General features: G+C 47.8%; 17 protein-coding genes and 2 pseudogenes. 8 read left to right on the plus strand and 11 right to left on the minus strand.

Annotation, left to right across the window (positions count from 1 at the left end; all coding sequences use genetic code 11):
- The first annotated feature begins 1 nt into the window (after position 1).
- Positions 2-331 carry a cell division topological specificity factor MinE gene (minE, locus tag HCG48_RS15235; RefSeq protein WP_168569926.1) on the plus strand — a complete coding sequence of 110 codons (330 nt, stop codon included), beginning with the start codon at positions 2-4 and terminating at the stop codon, positions 329-331.
- 124 nt (positions 332-455) lie between these two features.
- Here the strand turns inward: minE and HCG48_RS15240 are convergent, their stop codons facing one another.
- The gene (locus HCG48_RS15240) at positions 456-1,157 is read right to left on the minus strand and encodes a 2'-5' RNA ligase family protein (protein ID WP_168569927.1); all 702 of its coding nucleotides are present in this window, start codon (positions 1,155-1,157) and stop codon (positions 456-458) included.
- 142 nt (positions 1,158-1,299) lie between these two features.
- On the opposite strand from HCG48_RS15240, the pseudogene HCG48_RS26110 reads away from it, so the two are divergent.
- Together HCG48_RS26110 and HCG48_RS26685 are read left to right on the plus strand one after the other, a co-directional pair.
- A pseudogene (locus tag HCG48_RS26110) lies at positions 1,300-1,756 on the plus strand (helix-turn-helix domain-containing protein); the annotation flags it as partial.
- A gap of 24 nt (positions 1,757-1,780) precedes the next feature.
- On the plus strand, positions 1,781-2,116 hold the full coding sequence (locus HCG48_RS26685) for a hypothetical protein (RefSeq protein WP_168569929.1): 336 nt from the start codon (positions 1,781-1,783) through the stop codon (positions 2,114-2,116).
- 41 nt (positions 2,117-2,157) lie between these two features.
- Here the strand turns inward: HCG48_RS26685 and HCG48_RS25495 are convergent, their stop codons facing one another.
- The 6 genes from HCG48_RS25495 to HCG48_RS25510 all read right to left on the minus strand — a co-directional run bounded on the left by HCG48_RS25495 (position 2,158) and on the right by HCG48_RS25510 (position 11,061).
- Positions 2,158-2,370: a hypothetical protein gene (locus HCG48_RS25495; RefSeq protein ID WP_210437042.1), complete on the minus strand. Its 213-nt coding sequence runs from the start codon at positions 2,368-2,370 to the stop codon at positions 2,158-2,160.
- 30 nt (positions 2,371-2,400) lie between these two features.
- Positions 2,401-2,805 (minus strand): hypothetical protein, encoded by a 405-nt coding sequence (locus tag HCG48_RS25500; RefSeq protein WP_210437043.1) that lies wholly within the window; start codon positions 2,803-2,805, stop codon positions 2,401-2,403.
- 90 nt (positions 2,806-2,895) lie between these two features.
- Entirely contained in the window at positions 2,896-3,858 is a 963-nt protein-coding gene (locus HCG48_RS15260; protein WP_168569930.1) for a DUF8738 domain-containing protein, read from the minus strand.
- A gap of 225 nt (positions 3,859-4,083) precedes the next feature.
- The gene (locus HCG48_RS25505) at positions 4,084-4,284 is read right to left on the minus strand and encodes a hypothetical protein (RefSeq protein WP_210437044.1); all 201 of its coding nucleotides are present in this window, start codon (positions 4,282-4,284) and stop codon (positions 4,084-4,086) included.
- A 48-nt stretch (positions 4,285-4,332) separates the two neighbouring features.
- Complete coding sequence (locus HCG48_RS15265; protein ID WP_168569931.1) at positions 4,333-4,719, minus strand: endonuclease domain-containing protein; 387 nt, start codon at positions 4,717-4,719, stop codon at positions 4,333-4,335.
- 459 nt (positions 4,720-5,178) lie between these two features.
- Positions 5,179-11,061 carry a S8 family serine peptidase gene (locus HCG48_RS25510; RefSeq protein WP_210437045.1) on the minus strand — a complete coding sequence of 1,961 codons (5,883 nt, stop codon included), beginning with the start codon at positions 11,059-11,061 and terminating at the stop codon, positions 5,179-5,181.
- Between the two features lie 720 nt (positions 11,062-11,781).
- On the opposite strand from HCG48_RS25510, the pseudogene HCG48_RS26880 reads away from it, so the two are divergent.
- Positions 11,782-11,856, plus strand: a pseudogene (locus HCG48_RS26880) (hypothetical protein); the annotation flags it as partial.
- Here the strand turns inward: HCG48_RS26880 and HCG48_RS15295 are convergent.
- Positions 11,853-12,596: a glycerophosphodiester phosphodiesterase gene (locus HCG48_RS15295; protein WP_168569932.1), complete on the minus strand. Its 744-nt coding sequence runs from the start codon at positions 12,594-12,596 to the stop codon at positions 11,853-11,855. The pseudogene HCG48_RS26880 and the gene HCG48_RS15295 sit on opposite strands and share 4 nt — an antisense overlap.
- Positions 12,597-12,646: 50 nt before the next feature.
- On the opposite strand from HCG48_RS15295, the gene HCG48_RS15300 reads away from it, so the two are divergent.
- Both HCG48_RS15300 and HCG48_RS25515 read left to right on the plus strand, forming a co-directional pair.
- Positions 12,647-14,113 (plus strand): RecQ family ATP-dependent DNA helicase, encoded by a 1,467-nt coding sequence (locus HCG48_RS15300; RefSeq protein ID WP_168569933.1) that lies wholly within the window; start codon positions 12,647-12,649, stop codon positions 14,111-14,113.
- Between the two features lie 319 nt (positions 14,114-14,432).
- On the plus strand, positions 14,433-19,109 hold the full coding sequence (locus HCG48_RS25515) for an EAL domain-containing protein (protein ID WP_210437046.1): 4,677 nt from the start codon (positions 14,433-14,435) through the stop codon (positions 19,107-19,109).
- On the opposite strand, the gene HCG48_RS15325 is transcribed toward HCG48_RS25515, so the two are convergent.
- The gene (locus HCG48_RS15325) at positions 19,106-20,491 is read right to left on the minus strand and encodes an ATP-binding protein (protein ID WP_168569934.1); all 1,386 of its coding nucleotides are present in this window, start codon (positions 20,489-20,491) and stop codon (positions 19,106-19,108) included. The genes HCG48_RS25515 and HCG48_RS15325 overlap by 4 nt on opposite strands.
- Positions 20,492-21,028: 537 nt before the next feature.
- Entirely contained in the window at positions 21,029-21,847 is an 819-nt protein-coding gene (locus HCG48_RS15330; protein WP_168569935.1) for an aminotransferase class IV, read from the minus strand.
- Between the two features lie 41 nt (positions 21,848-21,888).
- Here HCG48_RS15330 and HCG48_RS15335 point away from each other — a divergent pair, with 41 nt between their 5' ends.
- Both HCG48_RS15335 and HCG48_RS15340 read left to right on the plus strand, forming a co-directional pair.
- A complete protein-coding gene (locus HCG48_RS15335) occupies positions 21,889-23,475 on the plus strand; it encodes an FkbM family methyltransferase (RefSeq protein WP_168569936.1) in 1,587 nt (528 codons plus the stop codon).
- Positions 23,476-23,553: 78 nt separating this feature from the next.
- The gene (locus HCG48_RS15340; protein ID WP_168569937.1) at positions 23,554-24,537 is read left to right on the plus strand and encodes an FkbM family methyltransferase; all 984 of its coding nucleotides are present in this window, start codon (positions 23,554-23,556) and stop codon (positions 24,535-24,537) included.
- Between the two features lie 40 nt (positions 24,538-24,577).
- Here HCG48_RS15340 and HCG48_RS15345 read toward each other — a convergent pair whose 3' ends face one another.
- Complete coding sequence (locus tag HCG48_RS15345) at positions 24,578-26,824, minus strand: O-linked N-acetylglucosamine transferase, SPINDLY family protein (RefSeq protein WP_168569938.1); 2,247 nt, start codon at positions 26,822-26,824, stop codon at positions 24,578-24,580.
- Between the last annotated feature and the right edge of the window lie 23 nt (positions 26,825-26,847).

Consider the following 26,847-nt stretch of genomic DNA (forward strand, 5'->3'; position numbering starts at 1 on the left):
CATGATTAGCGAACTGATTGAAAAGCTTTTTACTCGAACGGCGGCTGCAAACAGTCGCGAAGAGGTCAAGCGCCGTCTAAAACTGGTTCTGGCTCACGATCGCGCCGACCTGACCCCGGAAACGGTCGAAGCAATGCGCCAGGAAATTTTAGAGGTCGTTTCTCGCTATGTCGAACTCGATGGGGAAGGGTTGGAGTTCTCTTTAGAAAATAATCAACGGGCGACGGCATTAATTGCCAATTTGCCGATCCGACGGGTGAAAGAAGAGCGCAAGTCCGAATCGGAGGAAGCCGCCCCCTCTCCGGACGAACCCGCCCCGTCTTCGACCTGAGCGGGCGATCGCCGCCTCTCGCATCTGCCTCTTCCCCGTCTTCACATATCATATTTAAGAGAATTTGTCAAGGTATTTTGGATATTTTTGGATCTTTCCGCCCGAATTCCGGGGGCGATCGCTCTTAGTGCGGTCCGGCGAAAGGTAAAGTTCGGATCGTCTCGCACGCTTCCATATACCAACGACGTTCGTGGACGTAGTGCGCTTGAGTGACGTGAAAAGTGCCGTAGTCGCGATCGAGCGCGTCGGTAACAAAGTCTTGCAATTGCTTAAACGCCGTTTCGCCCATCGGATCGAGAATGCGTCCGAGGGAAATGTGACCGAGTTGAGATTGATGGGGTGAAGCGAAAGGAATCGCCGTTCGTAACTGTTCCCGGAGGCGATCGAACTCGCCAAACCCCCGCACGATCGCCGTTCCGTCCGGCGTCACCAACACCCCGCGATAGCGCACGGCGATCGGTGGCGTTCCCCTCAGAACCCGGGCCAACCGTTCCCCCGCTTCCCGTAACTGGCGATCGTCGAGACTCTCCGCCGGACGTTTGATGATAAAAAGTTCCCAGTGATACAACTGCGGTTTCACTGCATAAAACCGCGTTCCGGGCGGCAAAAGTGAGAACAATTCCGCCGCCACCGCCTCCAACTGCGCCGTGAGGGGGTCGGGAAGCGGCAACCCCGCCAAACAAGTCCAGACCTCAAATTGACGGGGAATTGGGCGTCCTGCTGTCAAGTCAAACAGCGATCGTGACGTTTCCAAAGATTCCAAGTCAAAATCTTTTGCTGCTTGCAATTGCTGGAAAATTGCGGCGTATCGGCGCTCTAAATTCATCTGTTTTGATGTTTGACGAGTGAGACCTTCCCGTGGCGATCTATTTTAAGACGAGTTGGAGAAAGCCGACAATGCTATAGCGATCCTAAATCAGTTGAAACAGATATAATATTTAGCAAGCAATCGGAATAGAAGTTTGAAAATGAACATTATTGATGAGTTGGATATGTTTATTAAAACAACGAAAGAGAGCAGAAAATTAAAAAGGGCATTGGCCGCTCAAATGATTCTAACCAGATAATCGTATCGTGAAATTCAACAAACCTTATAAGTCTCTCTTTTCTGAGCAAATGGAAAAATTAAGCGCTCTTTCAGGGAGTAGAGAGTTTAAAGCTTCAATACAAAGGCAGTCAAGGTTACTTAAGTCCAGAAATTAAAGCTCAAGTTATTAAATGATTAAGACAACAAGATTATTTAAGGCTAGGCGATTTGAAAACGGTATTTAGAACGAGAACATGGTATGGTTTTTAGCTCCAAACAAAGTTACTACTCTCTGTTTAAGAAAGCCGGAATTACCTGAAAAAAAAAGTCAAAAAAAGAATCCAGCTAAAGACAAGCGATTAGTAGAAGCTAAAAAGAAAGAAATTGAGAAGCAGTTACAGCATTTCTCAGTCTGCTGAGGTATGGCGGAATCTCTTGATTTCGGGATAGGGTTTAGTTTGATGTACCTCACTGGCTTAAAAAACCCTATAGATACCCCGAAATCCCCCTTAAAAAGGGGGATAGGGGGATCGGCACTGTACTTCATCAGACGCCCGAGTGCTGTAAAAGAGTGGGAAGCAGAAATAGAGGCTGGAAACCTTATTGTACTTATGTCTGATGAATGCCATCTTTTTTGGGGAGATCTATTGGGTTATGTATGGGGAAGAACAGATAGAAGGACAGAAATTTCCCTCAAAAATAAAAAAACAAACAAATTATGGCGCATTAAATTATTAAACTCATCAATTTATTCCTAAACAGGATCTAATAGCTAATAGCAAAAATACCATTAAATTTATTAAGTATTTGCTCCTTTTATGCCCAAAATATTTTCTAAACTGTCAAAAATAGTTTGCTTCGTTGCTAATAATAGGGCGCAATTGAGCGGGGTAAGGGTGAGAGAACTTAACCAGCGATCGCAAGTCTCGCTGACTGCCTCTAAATGCTGGCAAAGCAGATGCGGCGCAATTTCATTAGCACTTTCTTGCAAGACTTTAGGAGTCGCTTGCACTGGGTTGGCGAGAGTGGCGGCGTTGGCATCCTACCATTGGAAGATTTGATGGTAGCAGGCGATGTCTTCTAAGAGTTGAGTGAACTCGCCATCGCGGTGTTGAAGGACGCGATCGAAGTCGTCGCCAAAATCGGCAGTTTTGATAAACCAGTCTTTAGGTTCATCTTTGAGGGCGGTTTGTTCGATGTCCGCAGGTAAATCGGCAGCAAATTGGCGTGACATTGAGGCTTGGTAAATGTTGAAATGGGTTTTGAGGCTGTTGAGGAAAGTTTCACAGTTGGGAGTTGGTTTCGAGGGAGTGATGAGGGTATGGTTAGTTTTTTGCAGGAGGGTTTGGAGGGTGTCGGTAAGGTTACAACGCAGATCGGTGGATGAGGTGATTTGCGCGGGGTAGATGGGTGGGCGATCGAGGTAGATTTGTTGGAGTTTGTTCATGGTGTGATTGTGGGGTGATGAGGTATGGGAGGGGCGATCGCACCTTTTGGGAATGGCTGAGGTGCGATCGCAACAGTTGCAAGTCGCTATTTAATTAAATTGACTGTGACCTTTCAAGCGAGAATAAATGCCCAGTGCGCCAAATGCCAATAATGCGATCGGTGTACTGCCTTCCGGGACGGAAGTGGGAGCAGGAATCGCTTCCATTTTAAAGTCAGCTTGTTCAGTATTAAAGGCAATTTTGAGTGGAAAAGCGCTAGGATCTTCTGGATCGACAAGGGGGTTAATATCGGTGATGGCAAATTCGGAAACCCCGTGACCGAGTAAAGAGACAAAATTAACACTTTCCCCCGGACTAAATTCTCCGAGAATGGTATCGCCAACCGAAATGGTAAATAAATTATCGTCATCAATGGCGATCGGGAAGTCGAGGATGTCAGTAAACAGAGAATCCTCTAGCATGGTATAGCGAAATCCGTAAGCAGTAGGGGGATCGACCCAACGACCGGAAGGTACATCATCAAATATCCAAGTACCGGGTTCGGTAACGGTAGGCATCACAGGGTTGTCTTGAGTCCAACCAATATTTGCCCATCGTCGTCGCCATTCCTCCCGTCGTCGTTGTTCTTCAAGTTGTCGTTGCCATTCTTGCGATCGCGATTGTTCTGTTGGTTGGCGATTCGGTAAACTGTCATTCAGTAACACACGAGAACCGTTGGTATGGTAAGTCCATTGATTGCTGCCACTGGTTATGACTACTATCCAACCACTAACTACTACTTGGGTACAGAATATTTCAGGTCCGCTAATTCCCATACATCCATTGGGCCAGGTTACACGAATAGCGCTCTCAAGTTGCAATTCGGAAATGGATAAGCTGGTGTCTTCTGCTGCTTGTTGAAGAATGATTTGTGTTAACGCATCGGATAATGTTGCTTCCGACACGGTTTGGGTTTTGGCTGTATTAGCAGTAAAAAGATTGAAGGTGACAGATAAGCTTAAAATGGCGGCAAGTTTGAGCAGGGGGTTTTGAGAGTTAGAAAAGATTTTCATTGTTTTTCAGAATGCTAGATTTTTCGGGGTTCGTTTTGGACTTTGGGGATTGCATCGTTGTTGATGCAGTGGTGGGAATTTTTTTAGAGCGTGGTTGCGGGAAGATGCGCGATCGCACTCTATGAAAAAGAGGCGATCGCACTCTGGAAAATTCAGGGTATATTTCAGGAATTACATCTAAGAACCCTTCACCCAACCAGTGCCATTACAGCGAGGACATTGAGGTTATCGTTTACCATCAGGGACAGAAATACGTCCTTTTCCGTGACATTTTGGACATTTTTTTTCAGCTTTTCCTTTTTCAGGTTTGCCTTTGTCGTAAGGGTGTCCTTCAGACATGATAGTTTCTCCTTTAGTAATGGGCGATCGCCCCCAAAAAAGCGATCGCCCACCAAAAACGATCGCAGGAATTTTTTTAAGGTTCATTCAATTTTGTTTTGGCAATTAACTCAAAGTCCCTCAAAGTCCCCCCTTTCAAAGGGGGGATTTAGGGGGGATTTTTCCCCGAATACATTCACAAACTCCATCAAAACAATTCATTACCTCATCATTGGTAAAACGAACCACCTCCAAGCCATACCCCTCTAAAATATGAGTTCGCTGTCCATCATAAATAATGCCTTGTTTGGTAAAATGACTTTCCCCATCTACCTCAATAACTAACCTCAGCTTGGCACAATAGAAATCAACAATGAAATTATCGATGGGTTTTTGCCGCCACACTTTGAGAGGAAACTGTCTTAAATAGTCCTGCCACAATTTACGCTCGGCTGGGGTAGGATTTTTTCGCATTTGTTTCGCGGCTTCGACCAGAAGAGGATTATAAGGTAAAAAATATCGTCCTTGTTTTAAATGAGGCATGAGCTTTTAATTAATTGGTGATTTTTGGATTTTTATCCCCCCAACCCCCCTTGGGAAGGGGGGCTTTTTAAATTATAGTTTTTTTAGATTAATCTAGCACGGTAAACAGCGATCGCTCACTAAAAAACTTCGTTTGTAGTAAGGACTTTAGTCTTACAAACCCATCGCCTTCCAGGGGACTCAGAAACCGGGTTTATTTTCGGGTGACACAGTTAACTTCCGATATCCACAGTAGAAACCCGGTTTCTTTGCTTGATTTTTCGTGCTATCGCCCCTCAAAAACAGCTATTCGGTAGGGTGTGTTAGCGGGGAATTAACGGTTGCGAAAGTCGCGTAAACTTTATTCCCCGCGTAACGCACCACAAGGGAGTTGATAATTGGAAATTTCGGTGCGTTACGTCGGACTTTTTAATTGACTAATTAAGTTTAAAATTTATGACCGACTAACGCACCATACCACTAGAATTTAATGTAATTTCTAGGATTTTTGGGTACGCCATTCACGCGAATTTCAAAATGTAGATGGTTGCCAGAAGAGTTACCTGTACTGCCTACATTGCCAATTACTGTTCCAGCGCTTATATAACTTCCTTGCTGGACATTAACATTTGATAAATGAGCATAACGAGTTTCTGTTCCATCACCATGATCTATCTTGACATATTTGCCATAACCATCATTCCATCCAGTACCATTATAGGCAATAACAACCTTTCCACCTTTAGCTGCTTTTATAGGAGGAGTATTGTTTCCCGTAGACAAATCTATACCCTTATGAGTCCCGCTAATTGTTCGGGGAGTCCCAAATTCGTTCAATGAGTAAATTGCATACCAACTACCGGCGAGGGGATTTTGCCAAGATCCATTACCAGGATTAGAATTACCAGGCGGGTCAATATATTTACTGTTGGACTTGGGATTTCCGTTAATATAAGCACTCGCCACCCATTTATTTGTGCCCTTAATTCGGAACCAGCGATTATCCCATTGCTTGGCAATTGGATCCCAATGAGAAGTGCCGCGAGACCAAGCATCAAAAGTTAATGGCGTATTGGAACCATAAGAACCGACACGATTATAGTTCGTTCCCGGCCCACTGCGGATGTTAAGGGAACTGACCACTGACATCACTTTGCCCGTGAAATCGGTGGGACTTCCCCCGTTATTGTTAGGGGGATTGATGTACTTACTATTGGATTTGGGATTGCCGTAAATGTAAGCACTCGCCACCCATTTATTTGTGCCTTTAATCCGGAACCAACGGTTATCCCATTGCTTGGCAATTGGATCCCAGTGAGAAGTGCCGCGAGACCAAGCATCAAAGGTTAATGGCGTATTGGAACCATAGGAACCGACACGATTATAGTTCGTTCCCGGCCCACTGCGGATGTTAAGGGAACTGACCACTGACATCACTTTACCTGTGAAATCTGTAGAGGTAGCAGTCGTCTTAGGTTGGGAAACTGGAGAAGAAGTAACGGGTTTACCCGTACCTGTTTGATAATTGACAGGTAGATACACGACCTGGCCGACTTTTAAGCGTCTTGCTTCGGCAGCAGTGAAGGTAGTCCCATCAGCTTTTTTAATTTCTCGCCAGCGATTGCCGTCACCTAATTTGCGTTGAGCTATAGCCCAGAGCGTATCCCCTGATTTGATGATGTACTGTTGGTTTTTTCCGGGGGTAGCTGGAGGCGAATAAGAAGTATTTGTATCGGAATTCACCTTGTTTTTAACCGAGCCTTTGTAGCGGAAATAAACGGGGCTTTCCGAACCAAAACCCTGACTCACACCCATGTTTTTACCATTGGTTGCTCCGGCTTGGGCAATTCGGACATTAGACCCAGAACTACCAGGGATGACAACTGCAACATGACCGACCGAAGACGCTAAAACAACTTGACCATTATTAGCACTAGAAACTGCTTCAGCAGCACTAATTTTCTCCCAACTTCCATTTCCACCTGCATTCATAAAGTTGAGTAATCCTGCAGCACTGAAGGGTTTATTGGGAGTATTCGTTCCATAAATTGGATGGGGTTTTGTGTACGAACCAGCACTGCCTCCATATCGAGGAATAGGGACGCCCAACTGGTCTAAAACATCGGCTGCGAACCAGTTGCAAAAAGTTTCTTTAACTCCATCACCCGTAATATCCCGAGGAAGATAGTACCATTGCAAGGGATTAACCTTATCGACTGCATCAAGAATGTGCTGCCCATTATTGCTCGGTGGCGTCGGAGTTGGAGTGGCTGGTGCTGATACTTGTCGTGGAATCAGTATTTTTTGACCCAGATAAATCAAGTTGGGGTTAGCAATACCATTTTTCTGGGCAATAAAGTTGTAATAAAGAGCAGAACCATTCCCCATTGTATTTAGCGCGATCGCACTGAGAGTGTCTCCTGATTTAATGGTGTACGACTCCCACTGATAATATTTCCCTTGAAATTCAGTGGAAGCAGCACGTTCAGTTGGGATGACCTTCCCTTCCCCACTCCAGGTATCTGGAATCACAGTCGCTAAAACATCATGTTCTTCCCCCGTGGTTGCTTTAGCTAACATGACAGCTCCCGCCATATTCAGCAAACCCGCACCCGTTTCACTATCCCAATTCGCATCGTTTAAATCGGTAGCCGTATCTTTGACAATTTCGATGACTTGCCGATAGCTGAGACTGGGATTCGCTGCCCAAACTTGGGAAATTGCCCCGGTTACTTTCGCAGTAGCAACGGAAGTTCCGGCCATCGTTCCCAGACCATCACCCATTAAAGATAACTCGGGATTATCGGTCGTTCCGCCCGGAGCCATGATATCTAAACCCCGTCCGTAGCTGGAATAATTAGTGCGTTCAAAAGCTTTGGAATTGGCAATTTCATCGTTGACTCGTTCGGCTGCACCGACAGTGATAATATTGTCAAATTCTTGCGAAGATTGACCCAGCGCCGACATCACTGCCCCATCATTTCCTGCTGCAACGACCAGCATCACATTATTTTGTCGTGCATACTCGATCGCCGCTCGTTCCATCGGCGTAAACTCATAACGAGTTGTCACATTCCCCTCAGCATCAATCTGAGTTAAATCTAAACTCAAATTCACCACCGCATTCGGTTGTCCCGACTCCCGCGCTGCATCGACAAACTCAACTAACGATTCTGCCCATTTCCCAGAACCAACAGCCCGTCCCGCCCAAATTGGCGCAGTATTGTTAATCCCATCAATGCCGATTCCATTATTTTGGGTGGCGGCAAGAATTCCTAAAATATGAGTGCCGTGTTCGTTGCCTTCTCCTGTCGCTAAAGTGGGGTCATCATCTCCATCAACGCGATCTTCTCCCCAGGTAATCCGCGAGTAATCGAGATCGGGATTATCCCCACTAAATCCCGTATCAATAATACCGACTAAAGGCTGATTTTCTAAGGGAAAATTAGGCTCGATCGCCCGTCCGCTAACAATCGCCTCCGGTGTGGACTTGACGACCCATTCTTCTAACCGAGAAATCGCCGTATTCGCTCGGTCTTCAATCGCTTCAGTCGGATTTTCTAGACCTTGAGAAATGACACCCAAACGGGCGATCGCCGTTTCAATACTGCCCGTATCGGTGAGGTCGGGATCTCGCGATCGCTGCTGCAAGACCTCAATTAAATTATCCAGGCGATCGCGCAATTCACTGCCACGATTTTCAACAGTTATCTCACGGATTGATTCCAACGATTCCAAATTAGAAAGGTCGGCAGGCGCGATCGTTGGGGGAGGCGTTATAGCAGGTAGCTCTACCGACAATGTCGGAGTTTCAATCGTGTTAACCTTGTCCTCTTGATTTTCCAGATCTACCGTTGTATTTCCATCCGAACTTTGTTCGATCGCCTCCGAAGTTTCCGTCACCGAAATCGGAATGTAAATTTCATCTTCAACCCTCTCGATTTCAGGCTGATTTTCGTTAGAATTAGATAACTCTTCAGCGCTGTCTAAACCTGGCTCACTCCGATCGACGGTTTCTACTTCCTCACCCTGGGAAGCTTCAACAGAATTGCTATTTTCAGAAGATTCATCGTCCAGATCGTCGGTATTTTCCGCTCCAATCGGTTCGTCATCACTCAGACGAGTGGGTAATAACGGATCGGGATCTTCAGTTTCGGGATCTTGCTCGTTCGAGTCTTGAGAATCAGCGATCTCTGTTGTTGGTGTTGCTACAACCGTTTCCCCCTCTTCAGAACTAGAATTAGAAACATTCTCTTCAGATTCGCTATTCTCAGAAGTTACACTTTCTTCTTCTATCCCTTCATCAAAATCATTCTCGGTTGTTTCATCGGTTTCTAACTCATCGTTGACTTCTTCAGAACCCGATTCTCGATCGTTCGAGTCTTCCAAATCGGTCTCGAAATCTTCCTCAAAGGTTTCCGATTCCGATTCTCCAAATAAGTCTTCTAATTCGGCGATCGCCTCGTCCAGATCGTCATAATTAACCGTCGGTTGTTCGGGAGTGATATACGGCTGGATATAGTCGATCAACGCTTGTCCCATATCACTCGTGCGCCAATCCTTCTGTGGATCGACCACATCATTCATGTGAGCTGCAACGCCTTTCGCTCCTCGCACTTGGAAGATAATATCGTTGTAGTCGCGATCGGTACCCGCATCGACGCGCAAATCTTCCCAAGCAAAGGCACTTCCATCTCCCGTAATATCGGCAATTTGGCCGACATGATACTCGTCATCGGGATTGGCGGTGGCGAGGGAAAATAGGGGACGACTGGCACCACCGATCGCCGGATCGTTCGCCACGCGCTCGATCGCCCCATTCGGCACCATCATGAGAAAAAACTTGTCTCCGGGGCGCATGGCAAAGGTTTTCACCCCTTGATAATCCCCCTGATTCCACTGGCGTTCGCCCAGAGATGTATGAAATTTGGCTCCTTCGGTGCGATCGTCGATCGCGATGTGACCCAATTCCGACTCACTTAAGGCACGACGAGCCGCCTCTTGTATAAAATCGACCGAACCCGGTTCGTACTCTTCCATTCCGGACAAACTGACGATCGCCACCTGTCCCTGATAGCGTCCGCCATCGAAGAGGTAGTCAATACCGACCTCACCGCTTTCATCCACGGTAAAAGTGCCTACGTCAAAATTAATATCGGACTCACTGATATTGGGATCGACAACGGGATCGCTCTCACTTTCTCCGGTTTCCTCCGTCGCAACGTCCTCCTCGGCATGATTTTCGGTCGTATCGGTCGATTCAGCTTCGGTCTCTTCCTCGCCGTTGTCCGAACTGTCCTCGGTGTTGACTTCCTCATCATTTTCAGTGAGATTAGCTTCAGTCGGATCGTTTAATTCGGCTTGCGTGTCCTCGTTGCTGCTGTCGGAACCCGCGTCACTGCTAGCTTCTTCATGTTCTGCTACTGAGTCATCGGCGCCGGATTCGGTAGATAAATCGGTTTCATTATTTTCTGTACTATTATTTTCTGTATCGTCAATTTCGGTACGATCGCCCGTCTCATCTCCATCATTTTCGGCGATCGTCTCTTCTCCTTCGTCGCTCTCACCTTCTCCTTCTTCCGAGGATTCGCTAACCGTCTCTCCAGCCATTTCATCAGTTTCACGGTCAGACTCGACAGAATTCTCGGACTGATTTACCGCTTCAGTGGGAGCATCATCGCTACTATTTTCATCCTCTTGTTCGTTCACCGTAGAATCGCTGGATTCCCCAGAGCGATCGTCTGCTTCCGTTTCGGAATACACCCCATTAGTTGGGTTTAAATTGCTGGTTTCCGACTCATTCTCGGCATCGGAACGATCGTTATTTTCTTCGGATTCGGTAGTTATTTCGCGATCGCCTTCCTCGATTGTATCTTCATTAGATAGCCCGGAGTCATTCTCTTGCTCCTCAGATTCTTCCGAACTATTTGACTCTATATTTTTATCCTTATTCTCATGAGTAACAGAGGTTTCATTTACGGTATCTTCGTCAGCTTCTCTGTCAATCCCCGGATTAGTAATAGGATCCCTTTCCGCTTCTTCTGTCAAGCTTGATGTCTCTTCACCAAAAGGTTCTTGGGTCACCGGATCGCGATCGGAATCCGTCGTTTCTTCATCCGTATCTGTCCCAGGAGATGAACTAGTTTCCATTTCATCCCATGAGGTTGCCGTCGGATAGGGATTGAAATTCTCGTTAGATTCTCCATCAAATCCAGCGCTTTTAGTGAATTGGTCTTCCGGTTCACTCGATCCGCTACTGGTCGGTAAAGATGAGAGAGGATCTTTTGGCAATCCATCCAGTAAAGGATCGCCGCCAAAATTTTCTTGGATAACATTATTGGTAGATGTACTATCGAAAGTCATGAGAATAATCCTTTCTGTGGGAAACCATTCGGAAAGTGAATTGGCGCAAACCCTAGCGGTCTAACGATCTCGAAAGCTCGGTAACGCTCTTGTAATCTTTATTGGGATCGTCGCGGGTAAATTATGCAGTCGCTAAAAAATTAATCAAAAAAATTTCCTGAACTTGAAGGCGCTCTGATTGAGGGGTTGTGACAATCTGTGACTATATGTGACCCTGGATACATAAAAAGCGTCGAGACTTCAAGCGAGTACTGCTATTTACCTTCTTGAGATCGGGATTACCTAAATGGGTGAAATTAGCATAAGAGAAAAGCGCAGAAAGCCGATACTCATGGAGATTGGCAATTAGATTGGCAACTTGATGGGTGCTTTTGCTAATCTAATTGGGTACGATAGGGGTGAGGTGCGTTCGGCGATCTTGAGTTATGGCGTTTCCACCTGGTGTGTCTCCTGAAGAAAAATTTGTTAAAGCTGTCGCAGAGTGGGATCTAGACAGGCTGTATTCCGATTTGACTTTGGCTAAAAAAAGGTGGTCCCCTAGTTCTAGATTGGGACTAAGTGAGTCCGAGAGAGAGCATTTGTTGGGATTGCTGTCTGGCTACAGTCCAGAAGAAATTGCTCAAAAACTGGACAAAGATGTGGGTGGACTGCTAACAACGTTGAGTCGAACTTTATATCGCTACGCTGAAATTCTGACTCGCCGGGAACCTAAAACTCGCATTTAGTCCGGACGGTCGAACCCTGGTTAGTGGGAGTTGGGATCGCACGGTGAAGGTTTGGTCTTTTTCAATTTAATTTTGGGTTAAATTTGAGTTGATTTGACCGACTAAACGATTGGTGACAATCCGCTTGACGCCTAATTCTCCTAACTGGCGAACGATATCCGGGTCGTCTACAGTCCAGGCGACAATTTCGACCCCGGCGCGATCGCTGGCTTCTACTAATTGAGGATTCGCCAATAAAATCTTATACAAACTAATTATGACGGTATTTCTAGCGGAAGCGGCTTTAGCTAACTCCTGTTGGTAGCTGTCGGCGTCGGCGACGATATAACCGAGGGTAAAATTATAATTGCGTTGGCGGACGCGATTGACGAAAGATTCGTTAAACGATGAAATAATACAGCGCGTTTCCCATCCTTCTCGGAGGAGGAGGGCGAGTAAATCGTCGATTTGGCGATCGCTCCAGTCGCAGTGAGGTTTGACGTCGAGATAGAGATGTTTGGGTAGGGAGGCGATCGCCGCTAACACTTGTGAGAAGGTGGGAATCCGTTCTCCGGCGAAGCGATCGCCAAACCAGGCGCCGACATCTAACCCTTGCAAGACCGCGATCGGAGTTTCCCTCACTTTATCCGGTTTTCCCGCAATCCGTTCTAAGGTTTCGTCGTGAATGACCACGGGTATGCCATCGGCGGACAGTTGCAAGTCTAACTCGATCGAATCGGCGCCTTCGCGGAGGGCGCTGGAAAAGGCGGCGAGGGTGTTTTCTGGTGCGATCGCGGAAAAACCGCGATGGGCGATGACTTCAAATTCCACAATTAAATCCCCTACAATAATCCCATTTATTGTACGTAGCGGAGGGTCTGATGTCGCCATCGGGTGCCGACGAATACGATCGCGTGCGCGCGAAACTGCGCGAAATTTGGGGATACGAGGATTTTCGACCGCCCCAAGGGGAAATCGTTCGCACGTTGTTAGAGGGACGCGATGCGGCGATCGTGCTGCCGACGGGGGGCGGTAAGTCGATTTGTTTCCAACTTCCGGCGCTGTTACAAACGGGCTTAACCCTGGTGGTGTCGCCGTTGGTGGCGTTGATGGAGAATCAGGTGCAGGAATTGCGCGATCGCCGTCTTCCCGCCGCCTTATTACACGGACAACTCGATCGCCGCGTCCGTCGGGATACGTTAAATGCTATAGAACGTAACCGCTTGCGCTTGTTATACCTATCCCCGGAAACTTTGCTCAGTCCTCCGGTCTGGGAGCGTTTGTGTCAGCCCCAGGTCAGAATTAACGGCTCGATCCTCGACGAAGCCCATTGTCTGGTGCAGTGGGGCGATACCTTTCGTCCGGCGTATCGGCGCTTGGGGGCGGTTCGTCCGGCGCTGTTGAAAACGAAGCCGCCGGGAACGAAAATCGCGATCGCCGCGTTTACCGCAACCGCCGATCCCGAAGCCCAGCAAACGATCGCGACGGTGTTGGGGTTACAACGCCCCCGTCAGTTCCTCTACAGTCCCTATCGAGAAAATTTATACTTAGCGTTAAAAGTGGCTTGGACGCCGCGCGATCGCCGTCAGAAGTTATTCAAATTTATTCAAAGTCAGGGGAAAACCTCGGGATTGGTTTACGTTCGCACGCGGGGAGACAGTGAGAAACTCGCCCGGGAGGCGAGCGCACGCGGGTATGCGGTGGCGGCGTATCACGCGGGGTTGAGTGGGGAGGAACGGCGGGCGATCGAACGGGGTTGGATCGAGAATCAGTTGCAATTTGTGGTCTGTACGTCGGCGTTCGGGATGGGGGTCAACAAGCCGGACGTGCGCTGGGTGGCTCACTTTCAGGCGCCCGCCTTACTCTCGGAGTACGTGCAGGAAGTGGGACGGGCGGGACGGGACGGACGATCGGCGCGGGCGTTAACCTTAGTGAGCGAATGTACTGGGTTGCTCGATCCCGAGGACAAACAACGGCGAGAATCTGTCAGGCGCCAGCAGCGAGAGATCTTCAAGCGATCGCGACAGTTGGCGAAGCAGTTCCCGCAGCAGGGGGAGGTCGAGGCGATCGCGCGGCAGTTTCGCGAGGGGGCGATCGCCCTGTCGGTACTCCATTGTTGCGGAGGGTTACAATGGCGAGACCCGTTTCACTATCAGCTCGTTCCCGGCGGCGGTTCCGGTCGCGGCGTACCCGCAATCGATGCTACGGGAACGATGGCGCGTTATGTTAAGTGGCGCGGTTGTCGCTGGCAGTTTTTACTCGCCGCCTTTGGTTTCAAGAGCGAATCGGCGGTTATGCATTGCGGACATTGCGATAATTGTTTTCCGCATAAATTCAACTCTAGCTAAAAATAACTAACGAATTTTGTGGCGATCGCCGAAGTCTTATTTCAAGATTTCTCGACAATTTTAAAAAATATAAAAAAATCGAGATTCGATCGCCGTACCGTGGGTGAGATCGCCCTTAGAACTGATTTGACGTACCGCAATGATAAGTTTTTGTCAAGATTTCAAACAAGTTTGTAACACTTTGAAGAAAAAATAAACTGGAGAGGGGTAAATTGAGGGTCAAGCTAGCTCAAAGAGGAATTTGATTTTGTGTAATTTGTTGCTGAAATCGCAGAAAAGTTCGGCTTAAACTATTAACAAGCGGTTAAGAGTTGGATTCGTGTTAAACCAATCGGCAGCGCTTGGACAATCCCACACCAATACCATGCAGCAAGTGGGGAGATACCGAGGGACTCACGCTCGCATCTGTCAAGCGGGAAGTGCCTTGTGGAGAGTTTTAGAAGATTCCTCAGACGGGTTGTTCGTCGTCAACTTGGAGTCGGAGAGCGCTTCAGTCTGGGTCGATTGTCGGTGCGGCGATCGCGACCCGTTCCGATTCGTGTTGGCCAATCGAGCCGGTCGCGAACTGCTCGGATACCGCGACCGCACGGGAGAGTGCACGCGCCTGGGCGACTGCTTGCCCCCGGCGATCGCCCATCGACTGCAACAAGCCCTCACCCGGTGTCTGAAAGAACGCACCCGGGTCGAACTCGAACTGGTCGGCCCTCGCCACCGCCGCCAACCGACCGAAACCCTGCACGTCCGCCTCGAACCCGAGATCGGCCCGGGGGGCAAAGTCGTGCGGATTTTCGGGTGGTGTCAGGCGATCGCCGCCCCGGGGCGGCGCCCGGGACTCGTCAGCGATCGCGCCCTCGCCCATCAGATCGCCGTCGCCGTAGCGGCTGCCCCAAACTTGGACGATGGATTTCATCTAGCCTTAGAACAAATCGGCAAAACCCTCGGCTGGGACTACGGCGAAGTTTGGACGCCGAGGAGCGACGGCAGTCATTTAGAATGCGAGCGAGCCTGGTACCGCAGCACCCGGGCGCTGCTCCAATTTCGTCGCATCGGCGAAAAACTCACCTTTCCCCCCGCGATGGGATTGCCCGGACGCATCTGGGTTTCGCAACAGCCGGAATGGCATCCCGATGTCTCTCAAGTGAGTACGGCAATTTTCCATCGTAGCCAATTGGCGAAACGAGTCAAATTAAAAGCGGCGGTCGGCTTGCCGATCGTCTTTGAGGGTCAAGTGCAAGCAGTGTTCGTATTTCTGGGGTACGAACGACGCGAAGAAGACCCGCAAACGTTGCAAACTTTAAAGGCGATCGCCGCCGAATTGGGATCGGTCGTTCGTCAAAAACTGGCAGACGATGCCCTGCGTCAAGCCGAGCAAAAATATCGAAGTTTGTTCGAGAACGCCGTCGAGGGCATTTTTCAAACGACCCCAGAGGGAAAATACCTAACGGTCAACCCCATGTTAGCTAAAATTTATGGCTACGATTCTCAAAGCGAACTGATTGGCGAGATCGAAGATATCGAGGTGCAACTCTACGTGGATCCGAACCGTCGCAGCGAATTCAAACGGCTATTGGAAAAACACGATGCGATCTGGGATTTTCAATCGCAGATTTACCGCCGCGACGGGAGTATTATTTGGATTTCCGAGAATGCCCGTACCCTGCGCGATTCCAACGGCAAAGTCATCGCCTACGAAGGCACGGTGAAAGATATCAACGAACACAAACAAGCCGAAGAACGGTTTGCCGCCTTAGTCCAGAACTCCTCGGACATCATTATCGTTCTGGAAGAAGACGGAACGATTCAATATGGCAGTCCCTCTTTAGAACGAATTGTGGGCTACGCTCCCGAAACTCTCTGCGGTCAAAACCTGTTAGATTACGTTCACCCTCAAGATCGGGCCGCCCTGCAAGCGGTGTTCGACGATCGCCCCACCCCCTCCCCGTCCCCGGTCGAGGCGATCGAATATCGTCTGCGCCATGCGGACGGAAGCTGGGTTCATTTAGAATCCGCCATTAACAACCGCTTAAACGATCCCAACATTGGCGGCTGGATCGTCAACTCCCACGACATCAGCCACCGCATCGCCACGGAAAACGAAATCCGCCACCGCTTGAGCGCCCAAGAAGCGCTCTCGCGGATTTCCCGCTTGTTCGTGACCGCCCAAGACCCGGACTGGAAAGCCCTGCTCGCCATTTTGGGCAGCGCCCTCGGCGTCGATCGCGCCTACATTCTCCAACTCAACGCCCAAGGTCGTTTGATGGGCCACCCCCACTGCTGGCCGTACCGACAAACGGAGGGATCCCCCGCCAGTCCATCCCTGCTGCTGCCGGAGTCCTCCCCCTGGATTCTCGGTTGCCTGCACTCCGGTCGCCTGTTGCGGATCGGCGATCGCGATCGCCTCCCCGGAACCCGTCACCTGGAAAAAAGCTTACTCGAACGTCACCAGATCCGCGCCCTGATCCTGATCCCGATCCACTCCCAAGACGGCAACCTACTCGGCTGTCTGGGCGCCGATCGCACCGACAAGCGCCACCCTTGGAGCGACACCGACGCCCATCTGCTCCAAGTCGTCTCGGAAATGCTTTCCGGGTACTACCAGCGCAAACAAGCGGAAATCGCCTTGCGCCAAGCAGAGCAGAAATATCGCAGTATTTTCGAGAATGCCGTCGAAGGCATCTTTCAAACCAGTCCCGACGGCCAATATCTCACCGTCAACCCGATGTTGGCCAAAATTTACGGCTACGACTCCCCTCAAGAGTTGATGGCGTCCCTGACCGATATCGAACACCAGCTCTACGTCGATCCCGACCGCCGCGCTTATTTCCAACTGCTGATGCAAGAACGGGACGCCGTGTGGAATTTCGAGTCGCAAATCTACCGCAAAGACGGCAGCACGATTTGGATTGCCGAAAGCGCCCGACCGATTCGCGACGAGGCGGGCAACTTGCTCGGCTACGAAGGCACCGTGGTCGATATCACCCAACGCAAGCAAGCCGAACTCGAAGTGCAACGGCGAGATCGCCTCCTGCAGGGGGTCGCCGAAGCCATGAACCACCTGCTCACCGAAACTCGCCACGAAGCCGCTATTTCTAAAGCCCTAGCCACCCTCGGCGAAGCGGTGGATGTCGATCGCGTCTATATCTGTCAGTTGAAAAACGGCATCCGCTCCTTTCCCCAACCGATCGCGATCGCCCACGGTAACGGACACGGCGCCTTTCCGCGACCGGACGCCGGGCCCTCAGAAAACCCCTTCAATACGATCGCCCAAGTCAACGCCGACGAGGCCCGCGATCGCGAGGGCTGGGAATTTTATACTCAGTTCGAGTGGACCCGAGAAGGTGGCTCGCGCCTGTGCGGCGATCGCTGTTCCCTGCTCGCCGAGCGCCGCGCCACCGCCGAAGCCCTATTCGCCGGAAACGCCGTCACCATCGCCGCCGACAACCCCCCCATTCGCGGAGATCGCCACTTCGACGACGATCCGGCCCGCTCGTTTCTGCTCGTGCCGATCGTCCTGAGCGATCGGGTCTGGGGCTATATCGGCTTTGACGATCGCGGCAACACCAACACCAGCGCCGCCGATCCGACCGTTCGCCGTTGGACCGAGAGCGAAGAATCGATCTTGCTGGCGATCGCCGGAAGCCTCGGAGGCGCCCTCAAACGGCACAGCTACGAAGAATTCATGCGCCACCAAGCCTATCACGACCTGCTCACGGGCTTGCCCAACCGCCAACTGCTCGACGATCGCCTCCCCCTGGCATTGGAAATCGCCCGCGAACGCGGACACCAACTCGCCGTCATGTTTCTCGACCTCGACCGCTTTAAAATTATCAACGATACCCTCGGTCATGCCGTCGGCGACGAACTGCTCAAAAGCGCCGCCCAGCGACTGCGCGGTTGTCTGCGCGAAGAAGATACCCTAGTACGCTGGGGCGGTGACGAATTTATCCTCATCCTCGATTCCCTCGTCGGCGAACGCGATGCGATCCACGTCGCCGAACGTCTCTTAGAAGTGCTGCGCCCTCCCTTCGAGATCGACGGACACCAACTCTACATCACCAGCAGCATCGGGATCGCCCTCTACCCGCGCGACGGCGACGATGCCGAAACCCTGATTAAAAATGCCGACATTGCCCTCTATGAAGTCAAACAACGGGGACGCAATAATTACCACGTCTATACCTGCGCTACCAACGCGGAAACCCCCCACTTTTTGATTCTCGACAACTACTTACATCACGCCTTAGAACGGGAAGAATTTGCCCTCGAATACCAACCGATTTTCGACACGCGGTCCGGCAGCATTTGCGCCGTTGAAGCCCTGCTACGCTGGCACCATCCCGACCTCGGACTCGTCTCCCCTCAAACCTTCCTCCCCATTGCCGAAGAAAACGGGGCGATCGTCGAACTCGGTCAATGGGCCATTCGCGCCGCTTGCACCCAAACCCGCGCTTGGCAAGACGCCGGACTCACCTGGGTTCCCCTCGTCGTCAACCTTTCCACCCGCCAGTTTCAGCAAAGCGATTTGGTCCCGATGTTAGTCGAGATTTTGCAAGAAACGGGATTAGACCCGCGCTGGTTGGAATTGGAAATTACCGAAATGACCGCCATGCAAGATGTGGAACTCACCGCCCAAGTTTTAATGAAACTCAAGCGTGCAGGGGTTTCCCTGTCGATCGACGATTTCGGTATCGGTTACGCCTCCCTCAACTATCTCAAACAATTTGCCTTTCAAACTCTCAAAATCGATCGCTCTTTCGTCGGTAATTTAACCGTCGATCCCGCCCAAAAAGCAATTGTCGCCGCCACGATCGCCCTCGCCGATGCTTTGAATATGAAAGTGGTCGCCGAAGGGGTCGAAACCGACGCGCAACGGGAAAGTTTGCAAAGTCTCGGCTGCGATCGAATGCAGGGCTATCTTTTCAAACCTCCAGTCAGTGCGGAGGCGATCGCCCCTTTACTCGTCCCGCAACTCCCCCGACCGTCCCCCTCGTCCTAACCCGTCGCTCTCCCCGTGGAATGACACTCGCTGGAACTCACAGGTAACACAATTTCAAACTGCGTTCCCCACCCCGGTTCCGACTTTAAATTGAGTCGTCCGCCGTGTTTTTCTTTGACAATTTCGTTACTGATCGCCAACCCCAAACCCGTCCCTTTTCCAACGGGTTTGGTCGTGAAAAAATTCTGAAAAATACGCTGTTGGATCTCCTTGGGAATCCCCGGTCCGTTATCTCTGATGCAGACCGACACCCAGGGCTGACTGTTACTACTCTCCCGAATTTTCGTCTCTATTTCGATCCTCGGCTTCCAGGATGAATTTTCTGGGGACGCCGCTTGCGTAGCTTCTAACTGGTCGAGCAGCGCGTCGATCGCGTTGCTGATAATATTTGTAAACACTTGAGACAACTGCCCGGAATAACACTCGACCAACGGCAGTTCGTCGTACTGCTTGACCACTTCGATCTCGTATTTGAGGCGGTTTTCGAGAATTAACAGGGTGCTGTCGAGACATTCGTGGAGGTCCGCAGGTTTGCGAGTGGTTTCGTCCATGTGGGAAAAGTTTTGCATCCCCCCGACCATTTTCGTCAGCCGTTCCGCCGCCACCCGCACCGTACCGAGAATTTTGGGCAAATCTTGTTTTAAAAAGTCGAGATCGACTTCTTCTTTTTTTTCGACGATCGCCTCCGTTTCGCGATCGATTTCTCCTTCGTAAACTGCTAGTAAATCGAGCAAGTCTTGGGAATAATTGGCTAAAAATCCCATGTTTCCCCAAATACAATTAATGGGATTTTTGATTTCGTGAGCCAGTCCCGCCACCATCCGACCCAAACTCGCCATTTTTTCCGTTTGAATCATGTGGGAACGAGTTTGTTCGTGGAGCATTTTCGTCGTCAATTCGTGGATTTGCGATTGAGCGACGAGCAGTTGATGAACGTCGAGCAAGCGATAATCGCACGAGTTCAGTTGGACGACGATCGGTTCGTAGAGCAGTTCGGGCGATCGTTCCAGCGATCGCCGCGCCGCCATCACCACTAAGGTATTACTCGGGAAAACTGATAGCTCGGTCTCGACGAAATGATATAACTTTTCAAGGGGTCTTCGGGAAAATAATTCGATTCCATAAGGACGACTGAGGTGTTCTAAAAAACGACGCCGCGAAATCATGCCCACGAACTTTCCGCTATCTTTTAAAATCGCTCCAGGCATCAGAGGATTGTTAGTAAATTCTTTGGCCAGTTCCTGACCGGGTTCGCCAACGTCAATCTCAAACTCGTAAAGCGTCAGATCTTCGAGGGTCGATTCTAAGTGCAGGTCGCGATTAGACAAATCGTTCCCCCGCGCAGTTGATAATCCTAAATGCTTGTCTGTCACGGCTAACATGACCTATTCCCCCTACTTTTTAAGTATAGACGACAACGTTTTACTCTCGTAATAATTTTACAAGAATGTTAAAACTTCGAGCTTAAAAATATTTGCTATAGAGGGATTTACAAGAAGATAATCTATTGTTAACCTAATATTAACCGAGCTGTCTGTTCGCTAATATCTGGTTTTCAGCATCGATCGTTATTGTTGGTTGCCCTTCCCCTTACAACAACGGCGAAATACCACCAGTATTTATTTAAAAGTAATTATGATTTTCTCTATTGTATGGGTTCTTTGCTTAAAAGAAAGTAAATTTTATGTTAAAAGTCAAGATTCTTGGCAAAAGGTGCCATCAATTTCACTACAAAATCCGTCGGATCGTTGTCTCGTAAGGGATCGATCGAGGTGGGTTCGATCGAGCTTCTATATTGGGCGCGATCGCCGGATCGATGGCGATCGAAAATGAATTTTAAAAGTTCCGATCTTTGAAAAATAGAAGGTTAAAATACCGGGAGACGGGCGATCGCCCCCTTGCATTGCCCCCTCGAACAGTCACGCCGGGTGGTGGTGCGATCGCCCAAAGCCAGCGATTTGTCGCAACGCGGCGATCGCGCCGTGGGTAGGATCGAAGGATCGCGATCGTCCTTCGCCGACCGCCGCCGCAATCGGGACGATTTCCACGACGCTATTACTGTAGGCGATCGCCTCGAACTCCCTCACCCGTTGCGCCGTCCAGGGTAGCTCGCACACCTTTTGACGTTGAGCGTGCAAGGTTTCGAGGAGGTGCGATCGCATCACCCCGGGCAAAATCTCCGCCCCTAACGGCGGCGTATACCAGCATCCGTCCCGCCATCCCCACAGATTCCCCGTTGCCGTTTCCAGCCAGTTTCCAGACTCGTCAACGAGAATTGCTTCCGACAGCCCCCGCCGTTTTGCTTCTTGCAACGCCAAATAACACGGCAGGTAGTTTCCCGTTTTATAATGAGCCAAACTGCGCCGATATCGCGGCCCCTCCGCAATCCAAGCGCCAATTCCCCGGCGTTGGCGTTCCTCCAAATCCGGCGGTAACTCCCGTCCGGTAATCCATTCCCGTCCGTCGGGAAAAATCGCAAGGCGCAGAACCGGATAAGCGGCTATCATGTTCTCGGCTCCCAGGCGAACCCGTTCCCAATCCGGTTGCGACCAGTGAAAAGCGGCGACGGTTCGTTCCACCCGCCGACAATGGGCCTCCCACTGGGTCAATCCCGCATCGAGGGAGCGATCGTACACCCGCAAGGTCGTAAACGCCGTGGCGCCGTAGAGCAAACCGGGATCGGCGATCGATAACTTTAAGTTTTCTGAAGTATTTAACTTCCCGTCATACCAGAACATATTAATTACTTAAATAAGTATCTCCATTCAAAATATAATTTATGGAAAATAGCAATTTAACGAGTTACCTAGATTATCTCAATAAAATTACAGGTTCTAATATCGGTTTAGACTTATCCGATCGACTCAGTTACATTTTTGAAAATACCGATTGGGACGAACCTCATTCAGGTGCAGATTTTAATAACTTTGCCGTCATGGCCTTAGTCGAGGCAGAAGACTGTGAAAACTCTGGGATGCGGCAAATGTATTTAGAAATGGCGATCGAGGCATTGCAAGAAGGAATAGATACACATGACGACCTTCTCTGTCAGGCTCATTTTGCCCTCGTTTTAGTCATGACTGGGGAAAAACATCAAGCCATGCAAATGGCTTTTTCTCTGTGCGTAGCTAAAATTCATGATTTTTATGAAGATCGAACACAAACACATCCCGCTCTGATTTATCTTCCTTCTTCTAAATGTTTGCTGAATATCGATCGCAGCAATTCTATAATCCTCAAGCTGTTATTAGCTCAAAATTCTGAAACTCAAGGATTTTTGCTGTTAATCGAAATTATTTGCCAATCTCAGACCATTTTTTACAACGCCGCAGGATTGAGAATTCTGCATCTCGCCGCTCAAATTTTTCCCGATCTCGTTTCTGTCAATCTCAAGCTCGGTATCGCCAGCTTGATGAATGGTCAGCCAGAAGGAATATTGTATTTACACCGCGCTCAGAAAAGCCTTTCAAATAATCCATCAGTGTTGCAGGCATTATATTTAGCTTACCGAGATTTAAAAGATGCCGATAAAGCAAGTTTTTGGCTCGAATACGCACGAAAATTCGCTCGGGACAATCCCAAAGCTAAAGATTGGCTGTGGACAGATGTATCGGTTAATACCAACTTAACTTATGTTTTATTTGATGATTTAAATATCGCACTAGAGCCGAGTTTTAACAGCATTGCTACTAGTGTATTAATTGCTGAAAAAGATTGGTTTGAGTCAGAAATGGAGTTTTGGCGAACTTCGTTAAAACCGGGAATGACGGCGATCGATGTCGGTGCAAATGTTGGTGTTTATACCTTCAGTGCCGCTCAAAAAGTAGGATCTAAGGGCAAAGTTTTAGCAATTGAACCTTTTTCAGGTTGCGTGCAATGCTTACAGGAAACCTGTAGGATCGATCGGCTCGATTGGGTCAAAGTTATTGCAGCAGCAGCGAGCGATCGCCCCGGAACAGCTCGCCTATCTCTGTACTCAGCTAGCGAACTCAATCAACTGGTTGCAGACGATTCTAGTGCTTTACAACCTGGTGCTTTTGAAGAAGTCGAATGTTTGACTTTAGATAGTTTAATCGAATCCGAACAGCTCCAGCAAGTAGATTTTCTCAAAATTGATGCGGAAGGTCACGAGTTATCTGTACTAAGAGGTGCAACTCGCATTTTATCTGAGTTTAAGCCAATAATTCTTTATGAAAATATTGCAGGAAGCAAAGGGAGTAATCTACCTGTAGCAAAGTATTTAAGAGAGCATGGCTATCATCTTTTTTATTATAAACCTTATGTAAATGAGTTGGAGTCTATTGAATCGACCGAAGAGTTCAATCACCAGTTGAATATTATTGCCATTGCCAATGAGAATAGTTAATTGCAGGCAGTTCACAAAGGATTGACAAAGTATTTCAAGTAGCAACTTCAGATAAAATATCAATAATGAGGAGTTTTTATGGCAGTCTTTTTGAAGAGTTTAAAAAAAAGCGGACATTTAGAAAAAGTATACATAACTATTTGTAATGTAGGCTCTCGCAAAGTCAATCAGCAAGATGACTATGCTACCCAAGGCTGGGAAATTTTTGCTCCTCGACTGAACATTTATGGATTTGATGCAGATCTTGATGCTTGCGATCGCGCAAATAGTGATTTAAAACACAGACAAGTGAATTGGAAAGAGAAACATATTCCAATTGCTTTAAGTAACTCAGTTGGTTTATCTACGCTTTACGTAACCCAACATCCCATGTGCAGTTCACTCTATCCACCCAATGAAATTTATCTAGATAGATTTACTGGACTTCCAGAATTAGTAAACTTGGATTTCAGTATCGAAATTGAAACAACCACCTTAGATGATGTTTGTATTACTGAAAAAATTAGCGAAATCGACTTTTTGCAAATCGACGTTCAAGGTGCAGATCTTCAGGTTTTAGAGGGGGCATCAAAAATTTTGTCTAAAAGCGTTCTTACCATTCAAGTTGAAGTCGAATTCTCTGAACTATACTCAAATCAACCATTATTTGCTGATGTAGATATTTACTTGAGAAAACATGGCTTTACCCTCTTTGATTTAACCAAAGCCTATCGTAGACGCCGACATTCTCCAATTCATTCGACTGTTCATCCAGGACAACTACTCTGGGGAGATGCATTTTATTTCCGCGATCTTATTGAAGAAAATCTCAATACAGACTTAAAAAATCCTGAGACTATTCTAAAACTTGCTTGTATTGCCGATGTTCTAGAGTTTTCTGATTATGCCTTGGAGTTATTAGAGTATTTAACCATAAACTATGGAGACGATCCAAATTATAATTTTGCTTCTGATATCATTCAAAGCTTATCCCAATTCCCAGAATTAGTAGATCGGGGGTTAAATTCATTACCAATCGTTCAAAGAATTTATAAACTTTCAAATCTTGATAGTATTGAATAAAACTACGAATAGTACGAATTGATTTATTTTTTTAACTATTTCACTTTTGCAAAAAAATATCCCACATTTGTTCGTATGCTTGCTCCATATTCCGAGTAAATTTTTCTGCATTCCATAACGGCGCTGTTTGGCGCGATCGCAACAACCGCCAGGAAATATCTTTTCGTAAAGCCGGATCCTTACCTAACCTAACCCCCCATTCTACATATTCTTCATCGTTCCAAGCAATCCCCTCCGTTATCCCGGCATTTACCATCATTGTATAGCTGTTACGCGCTGCAAATTGCTCGCCGACTCGGGTTACCAAAGGAACACCCATCCAAAGCGTTTCTAAAGTAGTGGTTGCTCCGTTATAAGGATAAGTATCGAGTACCACATCAGCAATCCCCAAATTGGCGCGATGAATCGCTTCCGCCGAATCTCGCGGGACAAAAACTAGGCGATCGCATGATACACCTTCTTCTTCTGCAAGCTGAATGAAGAAAGTTTTAATCAGTTGGGGATCGGCCAAACCTTTAATCAAAAAGTAGCTATTCGGAACTTCCTTGAGGATTTTCATTTGCAATCGGGCTGTATGGGGATGTCTCTTATAGCCCCGTTGAGCACTATAATAAATGACTGCATCGTTCGGAACTCCCAGGAGATCGCGCCGCAATGTCGGTACGCCGATCTCAAATCCATCGACGGCAATATACGTTTGTGGTAATCGCCAAATAGTTTCGCTGTAATAGTCTTGCGCTGATTCCGGTAAAACATACGGATCGGCAATAAAGTAGTCAATCGCTGGAATGCCTGAAGCATCCCACCCTAACCAGGTTGCCTGAACTGGAGCAGGTTTTTGAGCCATGATGCCACAGCTAATATCGAGGGTAATACTATCAAGATCGACTAAAATATCGATTTTATCTTTAGCAATCTGCTCGGCCATTTTGAATTTATCAATCGTGTAATGCGCTTCAGCAACATGATTGAGATACCATTTCTCTAAAGGAGTATTTTGATAATCCTTATTGGTAAAATAACCAACAATATAAAAACGTTGGCGATCGTGATGGTGGAATAGCCATCTAGCTAACCAACCCACCGAATGTTCTTTAAAGCAAGCAGATAAATATCCAATTTTAAGAACTTTCTTGCTTTGGGGAGGATTGTTATAATAAAACTTTCGTTGTAAATGCTTCTCCTGAAAATTCGTAGAGTGATTTTGAGAATCTATCAATATCCTCTTCTGACAAAAGTCAGAGATTTTATTTTGTATAACTCTATTAATCTTAGGGTTATCTTGGATGTAAGGAGCAAAGTAAAACGAATTAACTAACTCTAAGGTTAATGATGAATTCATATTTTCTTGATTAGAATTAAACCATTCCCTTAGTAAATCCTGCTGTTTTTCAAAGAAACTTAAAGTTTCTGGATTTGCTCCTCCAGCACTCATCAAGCACTTAATTACTAAATAAGTAACAAAAACTTTATCAGCCAAGCGATCGGTTAACTCAAAACATAATTGAGCTGTTTGTATTCCTTGGACATAACGTCCAGCTTTTTCACAAAAAGCCGCTAAAGCACGCAAAATCTCTAAGTTGGAACGATCTACTATTAAGCAAAGTTCTGCAAATTTTATAGCGATATCTGGTCGGTGTTGCGTATATGCCAAATCTAAACTGGTAGTGAATAAAACTTGAACCAGAGGATTCGGATTAGGCAGTAAAGACAAACTTATTTCTGCTAATTGAAATACAGCAGGATGAGATGGAATATACTCTAACAGTTTATTTAAAGTGTCAGTTAGAAGATTGGTGTTTAATTCACTCAAATCATCGATACTTATTGCTTTAGTAAGATCGATTACTCCCCATTCTTCCAACTCGTCCCCGGTAAGTTGCTCTTGTTCAAGAGTCGCTTGAACAAGAGCTAATAGATTGTTGAGATCGTTAGGGTTAATTTCTCGAATCTGCTGACGGATGAGCCAGACAGCACGGTATTCTTTCGTTTCTTCTCTCTGTCGTGCTTCAAATTCAAGGATTTCAAGGATTTCTTGAGTCCATTTTTCGATTTGTGCAGCGTCCGCCTCCATCATCCCGACAAGCCAGGTCGTATGAGCTTCTGAAACTTGTTCTGCTAATAAAAGAGATAAACCCAAATACCAGTAATTTGAGTGAATCTCCGGTCGATCGTTAATTAGTGTTTCATAAAAATTAATCGCTTGTTTATACTGCTTTTCTAGCAAATATTGATATCCTCGTCTTTGCAGCTCTTCAAAGTCACCTAGCGCTCGATCTGAAACCATTGTTATCCATTTAAGTAGACAAC

The sequence above is a fragment of the Oxynema aestuarii AP17 genome (assembly GCF_012295525.1).
Lineage (GTDB): Bacteria > Cyanobacteriota > Cyanobacteriia > Cyanobacteriales > Laspinemataceae > Oxynema > Oxynema aestuarii.

Coding starts and splice junctions, on each gene's coding strand:
- minE (WP_168569926.1), top strand. CDS start 2: ATGATTAGCGAACTGATTGAAAAGCTTTTTACTCGAACGGCGGCTGCA.
- HCG48_RS15240 (WP_168569927.1), bottom strand. CDS start 1,157: ATGAATTTAGAGCGCCGATACGCCGCAATTTTCCAGCAATTGCAAGCA.
- HCG48_RS26685 (WP_168569929.1), top strand. CDS start 1,781: ATGGCGGAATCTCTTGATTTCGGGATAGGGTTTAGTTTGATGTACCTC.
- HCG48_RS25500 (WP_210437043.1), bottom strand. CDS start 2,805: ATGAACAAACTCCAACAAATCTACCTCGATCGCCCACCCATCTACCCC.
- HCG48_RS15260 (WP_168569930.1), bottom strand. CDS start 3,858: ATGAAAATCTTTTCTAACTCTCAAAACCCCCTGCTCAAACTTGCCGCC.
- HCG48_RS25505 (WP_210437044.1), bottom strand. CDS start 4,284: ATGAACCTTAAAAAAATTCCTGCGATCGTTTTTGGTGGGCGATCGCTT.
- HCG48_RS15265 (WP_168569931.1), bottom strand. CDS start 4,719: ATGCCTCATTTAAAACAAGGACGATATTTTTTACCTTATAATCCTCTT.
- HCG48_RS25510 (WP_210437045.1), bottom strand. CDS start 11,061: ATGACTTTCGATAGTACATCTACCAATAATGTTATCCAAGAAAATTTT.
- HCG48_RS15300 (WP_168569933.1), top strand. CDS start 12,647: ATGTCGCCATCGGGTGCCGACGAATACGATCGCGTGCGCGCGAAACTG.
- HCG48_RS15325 (WP_168569934.1), bottom strand. CDS start 20,491: ATGTTAGCCGTGACAGACAAGCATTTAGGATTATCAACTGCGCGGGGG.
- HCG48_RS15330 (WP_168569935.1), bottom strand. CDS start 21,847: ATGTTCTGGTATGACGGGAAGTTAAATACTTCAGAAAACTTAAAGTTA.
- HCG48_RS15335 (WP_168569936.1), top strand. CDS start 21,889: ATGGAAAATAGCAATTTAACGAGTTACCTAGATTATCTCAATAAAATT.
- HCG48_RS15340 (WP_168569937.1), top strand. CDS start 23,554: ATGGCAGTCTTTTTGAAGAGTTTAAAAAAAAGCGGACATTTAGAAAAA.
- HCG48_RS15345 (WP_168569938.1), bottom strand. CDS start 26,824: ATGGTTTCAGATCGAGCGCTAGGTGACTTTGAAGAGCTGCAAAGACGA.